12 protein-coding genes are annotated in these 12,533 nt (G+C 71.7%); 4 read left to right on the top strand and 8 right to left on the bottom strand.

The features are described 5' to 3' along the window. Positions 1 to 61 precede the first annotated feature (61 nt). The 3 genes from IF20_RS27240 (at position 62) to IF20_RS27230 (ending at position 2,796) form a co-directional block, all read left to right on the top strand. Positions 62 to 613, top strand: a complete 552-nt coding sequence (locus IF20_RS27240; protein ID WP_052867998.1) for an O-acetyl-ADP-ribose deacetylase — start codon at positions 62 to 64, stop codon at positions 611 to 613. 67 nt (positions 614 to 680) lie between these two features. Continuing rightward, on the top strand, positions 681 to 2,189 hold the full coding sequence (locus IF20_RS27235) for an AlkA N-terminal domain-containing protein (protein WP_052867997.1): 1,509 nt from the start codon (positions 681 to 683) through the stop codon (positions 2,187 to 2,189). Positions 2,190 to 2,301: 112 nt separating this feature from the next. After that, entirely contained in the window at positions 2,302 to 2,796 is a 495-nt protein-coding gene (locus IF20_RS27230; protein WP_052868043.1) for a methylated-DNA--[protein]-cysteine S-methyltransferase, read from the top strand. 23 nt (positions 2,797 to 2,819) lie between these two features. On the opposite strand, the gene IF20_RS27225 is transcribed toward IF20_RS27230, so the two are convergent. Together IF20_RS27225 and IF20_RS27220 are read right to left on the bottom strand one after the other, a co-directional pair. After that, positions 2,820 to 3,317, bottom strand: a complete 498-nt coding sequence (locus IF20_RS27225; RefSeq protein ID WP_052867996.1) for an NUDIX domain-containing protein — start codon at positions 3,315 to 3,317, stop codon at positions 2,820 to 2,822. An 89-nt stretch (positions 3,318 to 3,406) separates the two neighbouring features. Beyond that, complete coding sequence (locus IF20_RS27220) at positions 3,407 to 4,558, bottom strand: ADP-ribosylglycohydrolase family protein (RefSeq protein ID WP_110944593.1); 1,152 nt, start codon at positions 4,556 to 4,558, stop codon at positions 3,407 to 3,409. Between the two features lie 260 nt (positions 4,559 to 4,818). Here IF20_RS27220 and IF20_RS27215 point away from each other — a divergent pair, with 260 nt between their 5' ends. Then, positions 4,819 to 5,943, top strand: a complete 1,125-nt coding sequence (locus tag IF20_RS27215) for a glycerate kinase (protein ID WP_052867995.1) — start codon at positions 4,819 to 4,821, stop codon at positions 5,941 to 5,943. A gap of 232 nt (positions 5,944 to 6,175) precedes the next feature. Here IF20_RS27215 and pssA read toward each other — a convergent pair whose 3' ends face one another. The 6 genes from pssA to IF20_RS27185 form a co-directional block, all read right to left on the bottom strand. Further along, on the bottom strand, positions 6,176 to 7,021 hold the full coding sequence (pssA, locus tag IF20_RS27210; RefSeq protein ID WP_199896757.1) for a CDP-diacylglycerol--serine O-phosphatidyltransferase: 846 nt from the start codon (positions 7,019 to 7,021) through the stop codon (positions 6,176 to 6,178). Then, positions 7,008 to 7,655: a phosphatidylserine decarboxylase gene (locus IF20_RS27205; RefSeq protein ID WP_030612964.1), complete on the bottom strand. Its 648-nt coding sequence runs from the start codon at positions 7,653 to 7,655 to the stop codon at positions 7,008 to 7,010. Before IF20_RS27205 ends, pssA begins: the two co-directional genes overlap by 14 nt. 169 nt (positions 7,656 to 7,824) lie before the next feature. Then, a complete protein-coding gene (locus IF20_RS27200; protein ID WP_052867994.1) occupies positions 7,825 to 9,030 on the bottom strand; it encodes an acyl-CoA dehydrogenase family protein in 1,206 nt (401 codons plus the stop codon). Between the two features lie 2 nt (positions 9,031 to 9,032). Beyond that, a complete protein-coding gene (locus tag IF20_RS27195; protein ID WP_052868040.1) occupies positions 9,033 to 9,545 on the bottom strand; it encodes a MaoC family dehydratase in 513 nt (170 codons plus the stop codon). Positions 9,546 to 9,550: 5 nt separating this feature from the next. Beyond that, positions 9,551 to 10,516: an HpcH/HpaI aldolase/citrate lyase family protein gene (locus tag IF20_RS27190; protein WP_052867993.1), complete on the bottom strand. Its 966-nt coding sequence runs from the start codon at positions 10,514 to 10,516 to the stop codon at positions 9,551 to 9,553. Continuing rightward, positions 10,513 to 12,525: a protein meaA gene (locus tag IF20_RS27185; protein ID WP_052867992.1), complete on the bottom strand. Its 2,013-nt coding sequence runs from the start codon at positions 12,523 to 12,525 to the stop codon at positions 10,513 to 10,515. The genes IF20_RS27190 and IF20_RS27185 overlap by 4 nt, the downstream gene beginning before the upstream one ends. Positions 12,526 to 12,533 lie beyond the last annotated feature (8 nt).

The following is a 12,533-nucleotide window of genomic DNA, read 5'->3' as shown; positions in this document are numbered from 1 at the left end:
GCAACCGGCGGGGGTGCCCCGTGTCCTGCCGGAGGCTTGTCCGCTGCGTCATGATGCCTTCATGAGCAAAGCCGAGGACACGTACGGCGAGGGCGGGCTGACGCTCGTGCTGGGGGACATCACTCAGCAGGACGTCGACGTCGTCGTGAACGCCGCCAACTCCTCGCTGCTGGGCGGCGGGGGAGTGGACGGGGCGATCCACCGGCGCGGCGGGCCGCGCATTCTGGAGGAGTGCCGGGCGCTGCGGGCCTCCCGGTACGGGCGGGGGCTGCCGACCGGGCAGGCCGTGGCCACCACCGCGGGGGAGTTGCCGGCCCGGTGGGTGGTGCACACGGTCGGGCCCGTGTACTCGCGGGAGGAGGACCGGTCGGCGCTGCTCGCCTCCTGCTACCGGGAGTCGCTGGGGGTGGCGGCCGGACTGGGCGCGCGGACGGTGGCCTTCCCCGCGATCTCGACGGGCGTGTACGGCTGGCCGCTGGAGGACGGGGCGCGGATCGCGGTCCGGACGGTACGGGAGGCGCTCGCCGCCGGTACGGGCCCGTTCGACGAGGTGCGGTTCGTCGTGTTCGACGTCCGGGGGGAGCAGGCCTTCGCGGCGGCGCTGGGAAGGTGACCCGGCGCCCCACGTCCATGTCGGATTCTCGCCAGCCACCCGTTGCCGCCTGCGGAATCCTTGGAGCATGCACACCGACACCGAGCGGTGCGTACGCGCCGTGCAGTCCAAGGACGCCCGTTTCGACGGGTGGTTCTTCACCGCCGTCACCACGACGAAGATCTACTGCCGGCCCAGCTGCCCGGTGGTCCCGCCCAAGCCCGCGAACATGCGCTTCTACCCCAGCGCCGCGGCCGCGCAGCAGGCCGGGTTCCGGGCGTGCAAGCGGTGCCGGCCGGACGCCGCGCCCGGCTCCCCGCAGTGGGACGAGCGCGCCGACCTGGTCGCGCGGGCCATGCGCCTCATCGGCGACGGGGTCGTGGACCGGGACGGGGTACCGGGGCTGGCCGCGCGCCTCGGGTACAGCCCGCGCCAGGTCGAACGCCAACTGCTGGCCGAGCTGGGGGCCGGACCACTCGCCCTCGCGCGGGCCCAGCGCGCCCAGACCGCCCGGCTGCTCATCGAGACCAGCGCGCTGCCGATGGCGGAGGTTGCCTTCGCCGCGGGGTTCGCCAGTATTCGATCGTTCAACGACACCGTGCGGGAGGTCTTCGCGCTGTCGCCGAGCGAGCTGCGACAGCGGGTGCGGCCCGCGCACCCGGCCGCCGTTCCGGGCCCGCAGGCGGCCGCGCCGGGCTCCCCGGCACCCACCACGCTCGCCCTCCGCCTCCCCTTCCGTAAGCCGCTGTGTCCGGACAACCTCTTCGGGCACCTCGCCGCCACCGCCGTCCCCGGCGTGGAGGAGTGGCGGGACGGCGCGTACCGTCGCACCCTGCGTCTCCCGTACGGGCACGGCATCGTGGCGCTCACCCCGCGCCCGGAGCACGTGGAGTGCCGGCTGTCCCTGACCGACCTGCGGGACCTCGCGGGCGCCATCGCGCGCTGCCGGCGGCTGCTCGACCTGGACGCCGACCCCGAGGCGGTGGACGCGCTGCTGGCCGAGGACCCGGTACTGGCGCCGCTCGTCGCGAAGGCGCCCGGACGGCGGGTGCCGCGCACCGTGGACGCCGACGAGTTCGCCGTACGGGCGGTGATCGGGCAGCAGGTCTCCACCGCGGCGGCGCGTACGCACGCGGGGCGGCTGGCCGCGGCGCACGGGGAGCGGATCGACGACCCCGAGGGCGGGCTCACCCACCTCTTCCCGAGCGTGGACGCGCTGGCCGGGCTCGACCCGGAGACGCTCGCGATGCCCCGTACCCGGCGTGCCACGCTCACCGGCCTGATCGCCGCGCTGGCCGCGGGCGACCTGCAACTCGGGCCCGGCGGCGACCGCGAACGGGCCCGTGCAGCGCTCGCCGCGCTGCCCGGCTTCGGCCCGTGGACCGTCGAGTGCATCGCGATGCGGGCGCTCGGCGACCCCGACGCGTTCACCGCCACCGACCTCGGCGTGCGGCGCGCCGCGCAGGGCCTGGGGCTGCCCGGCACGCCGGCCGCCCTGCTCGCCCGGGCCGCCGCCTGGCGCCCCTGGCGTGCCTACGCGGTCCAGTACCTCTGGGCCACCGACGACCACCCGATCAACCACCTCCCCGCCGACTGAGGGAAGCACCATGTCTGTCAGCAGCACAGCCAGCAGCACCACAGCCATCGGCAGCACTACCGCCATCGGCAGCACAGCCAGCACCACCGCCGCGCGCACAGGCTCCACGTCCGTGGCCACGCATACCGTCGTGACCGGCACACCGGTGGGGCCGCTCACCCTGGTCGCCCGCGGCGGCGCGCTCACCGGCCTGTACATGACCGACCAGCGGCACCGGCCGCCGCAGGAGTCCTTCGGGCACCCGGAGAAACCCGGTACCGAGCCCTTCGCCACCGCGATCGCACAGCTCCGGGCCTACTTCGCCGGCGAGCTGACCGTCTTCGACCTGCCGCTCCGCCTCGACGGCACGCCGTTCCAGCAGCGCGTCTGGGCGGCGCTGCGCGAGATCCCGTACGGCGCGACCGTCTCGTACGGCGCACTGGCCGACCGGCTCGGCAAGCCGTCGGCGGCCCGCGCCGTCGGACTGGCCAACGGCAGGAACCCGATCGGCATCATCGTGCCCTGCCACCGCGTCGTCGGCGCGAGCGGCAGCCTGACCGGTTACGGCGGCGGCCTGGACCGCAAGCGCCACCTGCTGGACTTCGAGCGGGGCGCGGCGGCCGTGTGACCCGGCGGCCGTGCGGTCGCGGTCTAGGCCGAGTGCTGCGGCGGTACGCCGTCCTCCAGTTCGGCCGGACCGCGGCCGTCCGCCAGCGCGCCCAGCGCGGCGCCCAGCCGCAGCGCCATCGGGCCGTCCACATAACCGCCCAGCTCTGCCGGGTTCACCAGTCTCCAGGAGAGCAGCTCCTCCTCCTGGAGACGGATCGCGGCGAGCTGCGCCTCGTCCAGGACACCGCCGTCGAAGAGGTACGACACCAGCGGCGGTCGCGCCGGGCCGCGCACCCAGTCCACGGCCAGCAGCCGGCCCGGCTCGATGTCCAGGCCGATCTCCTCGGCGGTCTCCCGGCGGGCCGCCTGCCGTGGCGACTCGCCCTGGTCGGACTCCACCGTCCCGCCGGGCAGGATCCAGGTGTCCTTGTAGTTGGGCTCGACGAGCAGGACGCGCCCGGCGGCGTCGCGGAAGACGGTGCCGGCGCCCGCGAGCACCCGGGGCAGGCTTGCGATGTAAGCGGCGTAATCCGAGGTCACGCCCGCGAGCCTAACCTCATCCGCCGCACGGGGCACGGGCGTTCAGGCGGCAGACACGTTCAGGCACGTTCAGGCATGTTCAGGCATGTTCAGGAATTCTCCATACCAACTGGACCGGTGGGGCTGTCCGGGCTGCCGACCGCCAGCCGGTACGTCCGCTCGGCCAGTTCGCTGATCCGTACGCCGTCGAAGCCGAAGACGGCCGTGCGCAGGCGGTCGTGGAGCGGTTCGGTCCACTGCGGCGGGATCGCGGCTGCACCGCACAGCACGCCCGCCACCGAGCCGGCCGTCGCGCCGTTGGAGTCGGTGTCCAGGCCGCCGCGTACGGTCAGCGCGACTGTCGAGGTGAAGTCGCCCTCGCCGTAGAGCAGTCCGGCGGTGAGCACGGCGGCGTTCGGGACGACGTGGATCCAGTGCAGGTGGCCGACCTCGCGCGCCATCTCGGTGAGCGTGTCGGCCCAGCCGGCCCCCGCGTCGTACAGCGCCGCGGTGTGCCGGACCGCGCGGGACAGCCGGCTGCCCGCGGGGATGCGGGCGAGCGCCGCCTCCACGGCCTCGCGCGGGCCGCCGGCCTCGAACGCCGCGGCGATCAGCGCGGCCGCCCACATCGCGCCGTACACGCCGTTGCCGGTGTGCGAGAGGACCGCGTCCCTGCGGGCCAGCGCGGCCGCCCGGCGCGGCTGCCCCGGTGACACCCAGCCGTACACGTCCGCCCTGATCAGCGCGCCGATCCACTCCTGGTACGGGTTGTCGGTGGTGGCGGCCAGCGGGGGCCGGATGCCGGCGGCGAGATTGCGGTACGCGGCGCGCTCGGCGGTGAAGGTCTGCAGGTACGGCAGCCGGCGCAGCCAGAGGGTGCCGAGCTGTTCGGTGGTGAAGTCGGTGCCGTGGGTCTCCAGCAGCTCCAGGACCAGCACCGAGTAGTCGATGTCGTCGTCCCGGCAGCTGCCGTCGATCCCGCCGCGTACGCACTGGCGCCACTCCGGGCGCAGCTCCGCCGCGTCCTCGGCGCTCGGCGGCGGGGGCAGGTAATCGGTGAGCGGCAGCGCATCGGCGCGGCGCAGGTAGTGGTCGATGCGCTCGCGGGTCCAGCGGTCGCCCTGCTCGACGGGCTTGCCGAGCATGTTCCCGGCGATCCGGCCGAGCCAGCCGCCGTGGATCCGGTCGGCGAGCCCGGGTCGCGAAGCGGTGGGGGAGGCACTGCTGTGCGCCGGGTGCGACGGCGTCCTGCCTTCAGTCATGTCTCCAGGTGTACCGAAGTCCGCGGGGGTGTGCGCGGACCCGAACGCGCCGAACCGGGACGCGGCAGGCGCGTGCGGGGTACCGTACGACCGTAGGAGGAGTGGAAAAACAAATCCGCTTCGTGGAAAACTCCATCGACGTCCCTGTTCTCCCCGTCCCCCGGCGGATAGGGTCTCAGCGGCGCGACGGCAGTTCGACGGCAAGGGGAGTCAGAGTGGCGGACGTGGACGCAGCAACGACAGGGAAGCCGGCAGCACACGTGCTGATCGCCGCGGACAAGTTCAAGGGCTCGCTGACGGCCGTCCAGGTCGCCGAGCACGTCACGGCCGGTCTGCGGCGCGCCGTACCGGAGCTGTCCGTGGCCGCCGTCCCGGTCGCCGACGGCGGCGACGGCACGGTCGCGGCGGCGCTGGCGGCCGGCTTCGCCCGGCACGAGGTGCGGGTCACCGGGCCGACCGGCACACCCGTCACGGCCACGTTCGCGCTGCACGAGGACGGGACCGCGGTGGTGGAGATGGCCGAGGCGTCCGGCCTCCAGCACCTCCCCGAGGGCGTCTTCGCGCCGCTCACGGCCACCACGTACGGCACCGGAGAGCTGCTGCTGGCCGCGCTGGACGCGGGCGCCCGCAGCGTCGTCTTCGGCGTCGGCGGCAGCGCCACGAACGACGGCGGCGCCGGCATGCTCGCCGCGCTCGGCGCGCGCTTCCTGGACCGGGCGGGGGAGCCGGTGGCGCCGGGCGGCGGCCCGCTCGCCGGCCTCGCCACCGCCGACCTCAGCGGGCTCGACCCGCGCCTGGCCACCACCGAGATCGTGCTCGCCAGCGACGTGGACAACCCGCTGACCGGCCCGAAGGGCGCGCCCGCCGTCTACGGCCCGCAGAAGGGCGCGACCGAGGCGGACGTCGCCACGCTGGACGCGGCGCTGGCGCACTACGCGAAGGTGCTGGAGGCGGCGGTGGGTCCGAAGGCCGCCGAGTACGCGGTGGCGCCCGGCGCGGGGGCCGCGGGCGGCATCGGGTACGGCGCGCTGGTCGGGCTCGGCGCGGAGTTCCGGCCCGGCATCGACGTCATGCTCGACGTGCTCGGCTTCGGGCCGGCGCTGGAGCGGGCCACGTTCGTCATCACCGGCGAGGGCTCGCTGGACGAGCAGACGCTGCACGGCAAGGCACCGGCGGGCGTCGCCGCTGCCGCGCGCGCCCGGGGCCTGACCGTCGTCGCGGTCTGCGGCCGCCTCGCCCTTCCGCCCTCGGCGCTCCTCCAGGCGGGTATCGCCCGCGCGTACCCCCTCTCCGCGCTGGAGCCGGACCCGGCCCGCTCCATGGCCCAGGCGGGCCCGCTTCTGGAACAGGCGGCGGAGTCCCTCGCGCGGGACTTCTTGGCCTAGCCCCGTCAGGGGCGCGGGGAACTGCGCGAGCAAGCACAGCGGCGCCGCAGTGGGCCGCAGGCGGGACCAGCCCCGTGAGGCCGGTGGCCCCGTGCGGGAGCGAGTGGGCTGGGCGCGCAGTTCCCCGCGCCCCTGGGCGCCGCTACGCGGCCGCCCCCCCCAACGCCGGAGGCCCGGTACGAACCCCAAGGTTCGTACCGGGCCTCCGCACGTCGGCCGTCCGCCGCCGGAACTACGGCAGCTGCGCTGCCCTCGCCTCGCGGCGGTTGTCGCGGAAGGTGTTCACCCGGCGCGCCGTCGCGAAGAGCGGGATCATCGCCGCCGTCACGACCTGCAGCGCGCAGCCGGTCTGCAGCAGCAGCTGGCCGGCCGGCGCGTCCAGCGCCCACGCCGCGAGCATGCCCATGCTCAGCACGATCCACGAGAGCATCGCGACCGCGAGGCGCCCGCGCGGCTTCGGGTACTCCACCCGGCTGACCATCAGCCACGCCACGCCGATGATGGCGAGGAGCGTCGGCAGGAACGGCAGCTCCAGCAGCACGATCGCCACGACCGTCAGCGCGCCGAACGGGCTCGGCATGCCCTGGAACATCCCGTTCGGCACCGTCACGCACGAGAAGCGGGCGAGGCGGAGGATCACCGCCAGCAGCACCACCACCGCCGCGACCACCGAGACCCGCTGGTTCGCGTCCTGGGCGACCATGCCCCAGGTCACGACGAAGTACGCGGGCGCCAGGCCGAAGCTGATCAGGTCGGAGAGGTTGTCGAGCTCGGCCCCCATCGCCGAGGCCCGCAGCTTGCGCGCGACCAGTCCGTCGAACAGATCGAAGACCGAGGCGAGCAGCATCAGGATCACGACCATGGCGGCGCTGTGCCGCGCCATGCCGCCGTCGTCCGTGCCCGTGAGGTGCGGGATCAGGACGCCGGTGGTCGTGAAGTAGACGGCCATGAAGCCGCAGATCGCGTTGCCGAGGGTGAGCGTGTCCGCTATCGACAGCCGCGTCGACAGCGGCATGTCATCGTCTTCCTCTTCCTCGGCCACCCAGCCCGCCTGGGTATCGGGATCAATCACGGTCAAGACGAGTCACCCCCGCTGTGGTGGCCTGGCCGACCTCGACCGCGGCCTCGACGCCCTCGGGCAGGTACACGTCCACGCGCGAGCCGAAGCGGATCAGACCGATGCGCTCACCCTGCTCGACCTTGGTGCCCTGCGGGACGTAAGGAACGATGCGGCGGGCCACCGCACCGGCGATCTGCACCATCTCCACGTCACCGAGCTCGGTGTCGAAGTGCCAGACGACCCGCTCGTTGTTCTCGCTCTCCTTGTTGAACGCCGGAACGAAGCCGCCGGGGATGTGCTCGACGGACGTGACCGTGCCGGCCAGCGGCGCGCGGTTCACGTGGACGTTCAGCGGGCTCATGAAGATCGCGACGCGGGTGCGCCCGTCCTTCCACGGCATGATGCTCTGCACCACGCCGTCGGCCGGGGAGATGACGCGGCCCTGGGCGATGTCGCGCTCGGGGTCGCGGAAGAACCACAGCATGCCCGCCGCCAGAGCGGTGGTGGGCACGGCTACGGCGGCCCAGCGTCCCGAGCGCCGGGAGCGGGCCAGGCTGACCGCTGCCGTCGCGACGGTCGGCAGGAGCCACGGCGACGCTCCGCGCGCGAGGCGGACGCGACCACGGTGAGCAGAGGATTGGCTGTGGGGCATGGATGACCTTCGTAGCGGAGGATGCCGCGTAGGAATGGGGGACGCGCGGCTTTCCGGGGATGCTATCGGTTGCGAGCGGCAACTGGCCAAGAGCCAACGCCAATCCGTGGCCGAAGTCCCGTGACGGGGTGTGATCTTCTTCTCGAAGAAAACACCCCGAAACGGACATTCAGCCCTGGATTCGGTACTCCTCCAGTAGCCGGCGCCCAATGATCATTTTCTGGATCTCAGCGGTACCTTCACCGATGAGCAGCATGGGCGCCTCGCGGTACAGGCGTTCGATTTCATATTCCTTGGAGAAGCCGTAACCGCCGTGGATGCGGAAGGCGTCCTCCACGACCTCCTTGCAGTACTCGGAGGCGAGGTACTTCGCCATGCCCGCTTCCAGGTCGTTCCGCTGACCCGAGTCCTTCTTGCGAGCGGCGTTGACCATCATTGCATGGGCCGCCTCGACCTTTGTCGCCATTTCGGCCAATTTGAACTGGATGGCCTGATGCTTTGCGATCGGCTTACCGAAGGTGTGGCGCTGCTGCGCGTAGTCCACGCCCAGTTCGAACGCACGCTGCGCGACGCCGCAGCCACGCGCGGCGACGTTCACCCGGCCGACCTCGACGCCGTCCATCATGTGATAGAAACCACGTCCGGTCTCGCCGCCGAGCACCCGGTTCGCCGGGATCCGGAGGTCCTGCATGATGAGCTCGGTCGTGTCGACGCCCTTGTAGCCCATCTTCTCGATCTTGCCCGGGATGGTCAGTCCGGGGCGCACCTCGCCGAAGCCGGGCTCCTTCTCCACGAGGAAGGTCGTCATCGACTTGTGCGGCGCCGTGCCTTCCGGATGCCCCTCGTCCGTCCGGCAGAGCACGGCCACCAGCGTCGACGAACCACCGTTGGTGAGCCACATCTTCTGGCCGTTCAGAACGTACTCCTCGCCGTCCCGCACGCCCTTGGAGCTGATGGCCGAGACGTCCGAGCCGAGCGCCGGCTCCGACATCGAGAAGGCGCCCCGGATCTCGCCGGCCGCCATCCGGGGGAGGAAGTGGTCCTTCTGCTCCTGCGTGCCGTGCTGCTTGAGCATGTAGGCGACGATGAAATGGGTGTTGATGATGCCGGAGACGCTCATCCAGCCGCGGGCGATCTCCTCGACCGTCAGCGCGTAGGTGAGCAGCGACTCGCCGAGGCCGCCGTACTCCTCGGGGATCATCAGCCCGAAGACGCCCAGTTCCTTGAGGCCCTCGACGATCTGCGTCGGGTACTCGTCCTTGTGCTCCAGCTCGGTGGCGACCGGGAGGATCTCCTTGTCCACGAAATCGCGGACGGTGGAGAGGATTTCCCGCTGGATGTCGGTCAGCCCCTCGGTCTGTGCGAGACGCGCCATGGCTACTTCTCCTTGACCTGCAGCTCGGGGCGGCCGGGCTGCTCGCCGCCGCGCTCCTTGATGTACGTGGCGGTCGGCACCATCACCTTGCGCCGGAAGACGCAGACGAGCGTGCCGTCCTGCTTGTAGCCCTTGGTCTCGACGTGGACGATGCCGCGGTCGTTCTTCGACTTCGACGGCGTCTTGTCCAGCACGGTCGTCTCGCCGTAGATCGTGTCGCCGTGGAAGGTGGGCGCCACGTGCTTCAGCGACTCGATCTCCAGGTTGGCGATGGCCTTCCCGGAGACGTCCGGCACGGACATGCCGAGCAGGAGCGAGTAGATGTAGTTGCCGACCACCACGTTCTTGCCGAAGTCCGTCGTGGACTCCGCGTAATTGCTGTCCATGTGGAGCGGGTGGTGGTTCATGGTGAGCAGGCAGAAGAGGTGGTCGTCGTACTCGGTGACCGTCTTGCCGGGCCAGTGCTTGTAGACGTCGCCGACGGTGAACTCTTCGTAGGTGCGGCCGAACTGCATGTCGCTCACGCCTCCGGGGCTTCGAACTTGCTGGTGCGCTCCATGCCGGCGGCCCGGCCCTTGCCCGCGATGACCAGCGCCATCTTGCGGCTGGCCTCGTCGATCATCTCGTCGCCGAGCATCGCGGAGCCCTTCTTGCCGCCCGCCTCGGAGGTGCAGTACTCGTACGCGTCGAGGATCAGCTCGGCGTGGTCGTAGTCCTCCTGCGAGGGCGAGAAGACCTCGTTGGCCGCCTCGACCTGGCCCGGGTGCAGCACCCACTTGCCGTCGAAGCCCAGCGCCGCGGCGCGCCCGGCGACCTCGCGGAAGCCGTCCACGTTCTTGATCTGGAGGTAGGGACCGTCGATCGCCTGGAGGTCGTTGGCGCGGGCCGCCATCAGGATCTTCATCAGGATGAAGTGGTAGGCGTCCGCCGGGTAGCCGGGCGGCTGCTCGCCGACGACCAGCGACTTCATGTTGATGGAGGCCATGAAGTCGGCCGGGCCGAAGATGATCGTCTCGGTGCGGGGCGAGGCCGCCGCGATCTCGTTGACGTTGTTCAGGCCCTGGGCGTTCTCGATCTGCGCCTCGATGCCGATCCGGCCGACCTCGAAGCCCATCGTCTTCTCGATCTGCGTGAGCAGGAGGTCGAGGGCGACGACCTGGTCGGCGCTCTGCACCTTCGGCAGCATGATGCAGTCGAGGTTCTGGCCCGCGCCCTCGACGACGGTCACGACGTCGCGGTACGTCCACTCGGTCGTCCAGTCGTTGACCCGCACGACGCGCGTCTTGCCCGTCCAGTCGCCCTCGTTGAGGAACTTCACGATGGTGTGCCGGGCCTCCGGCTTGGCGAGCGGCGCGCAGGCGTCCTCCAGGTCCAGGAAGACCTGGTCGGCGGCGAGGCCCTGGGCCTTCTCCAGGAAGCGCGGGTTGCTGCCCGGGACCGCGAGGCAGGAGCGGCGCGGACGCAGACGGTTCACAGGGGCAGTCATGCGGGGACCTCCAGGGGGTCGAGCTTGTTCGCGGTACGGATCTCGTCGACGATACGGCCGATGATCTCCGTGATACCGAAGTCCTTCGGGGTGAAGACGGCGGCGACACCGGCCTCGCGCAGCGCTGCCGCGTCGGCCGAGGGGATGATGCCGCCGACGATGACGGGGATGTCGTCCACGCCGGTGCGGCGGAGCCGGGCGAGCACGTCCGGCACCAGCTCGGCGTGCGAGCCGGAGAGGATGGACAGGCCGACGCAGTGCACGTCCTCCGCGACGGCCGCGGAGACGATCTGCTCGGGGGTCAGCCGGATGCCCTGGTAGACCACTTCGAAGCCGGCGTCGCGGGCCCGTACGGCGATCTGCTCGGCGCCGTTGCTGTGCCCGTCCAGGCCCGGCTTTCCGACCAGCAGGCGCAGCTTGCCGCTGCCCAGCTCCTCGGCGGTACGGGCCACCTTCTCGCGGACGGCCGCGAGGGGGCTGCCCGCCTCGGCGGGGACCGCCAGCGGGGCGCTGGAGACGCCCGTGGGGGCCCGGAACTCGCCGAAGACGTCCCGGAGGGCCCAGGCCCACTCCCCGGTCGTCACACCGGCCCTGGCGCACTCCAGCGTGGCGGCGAAGAGGTTGGTGTCCCCGGCCGCCGCCTTCTTCAGCGCGGACAGGGCCTCCTGCGCCCGGTGCTCGTCCCGGGAGTCCCGCCACTCGTGCAGCGCCTGCACGACCCGCGCCTCGTTCTCCGGGTCCACCGTCATGATGGCGGTGTCCAGGTCGGCGGTGAGCGGGTTGGGCTCGGTGGACTCGTAGCAGTTGACGCCGACGATCTTCTCCTCGCCGGCCTCGATCCGGCCGCGCCGCTCCGCGTGCGAGGCGACCAGCTGCGACTTCAGGTAGCCGGACTCGACGGCGGCCATCGCGCCGCCCATCTCCTGGATCCGGTCGATCTCGGCCAGCGCCTCCTCGACCAGCGCATCCACCTTCGCCTCGATGACGTGCGACCCGGCGAAGATGTCCTCGTACTCCAGCAGATCGCTCTCGTGCGCGAGGACCTGCTGGATACGGAGCGACCACTGCTGGTCCCAGGGGCGGGGCAGGCCCAGCGCCTCGTTCCAGGCGGGCAGTTGCACGGCGCGGGCGCGGGCGTCCTTGGAGAGCGTGACGGCCAGCATTTCCAGGACGATGCGCTGGACGTTGTTCTCGGGCTGCGCCTCGGTGAGGCCGAGCGAGTTGACCTGGACGCCGTAGCGGAAGCGGCGCTGCTTGGGGTTCTCCACGCCGTACCGCTCACGCGTGATCTTGTCCCAGATGCGGCCGAAGGCGCGCATCTTGCACATCTCCTCGACGAACCGGACGCCCGCGTTGACGAAGAAGGAGATCCGCGCGACGACGTCGCCGAACTTCTCCGCCGGCACCTGCCCGGAGTCCCGCACGGCGTCCAGCACCGCGATGGCGGTGGACATCGCGTACGCGACCTCCTGCACCGGCGTGGCCCCGGCCTCCTGCAGGTGGTAGCTGCAGATGTTGATCGGGTTCCACTTCGGGATGTGCGCCACCGTGTACGTGATCATGTCGGTGGTCAGCCGCAGGGAGGGCCCGGGCGGGAACACGTGCGTGCCCCGCGACAGGTACTCCTTCACGATGTCGTTCTGCGTGGTCCCGGACAGCTTGGAGATGTCCGCGCCCTGCTCCTCGGCGACCACCTCGTACAGCGCCAGCAGCCACATGGCGGTCGCGTTGATGGTCATCGAGGTGTTCATCTGCTCCAGGGGGATGTCCTGGAACAGCCGGCGCATGTCGCCGAGGTGGGAGACCGGGACCCCGACCCGCCCGACCTCGCCGCGGGCGAGCACGTGGTCGGGGTCGTAACCGGTCTGCGTCGGGAGGTCGAACGCGACCGACAGGCCGGTCTGGCCCTTGGCGAGGTTACGCCGGTACAGCTCGTTGGACGCCTCGGCGGTGGAGTGCCCGGCGTACGTCCGCATCAGCCACGGACGATCCTTCTGACGCTCAGTCATGTGTCTTC

Origin of the sequence: Streptomyces niger (genome assembly GCF_000718305.1) — a bacterium.
GTDB classification, from domain to species: Bacteria; Actinomycetota; Actinomycetes; order Streptomycetales; family Streptomycetaceae; genus Streptomyces; species Streptomyces niger.
The sequence above is the reverse complement of the archived record's forward strand: the minus strand, read 5'-3'. Positions and strand labels throughout refer to the sequence as shown.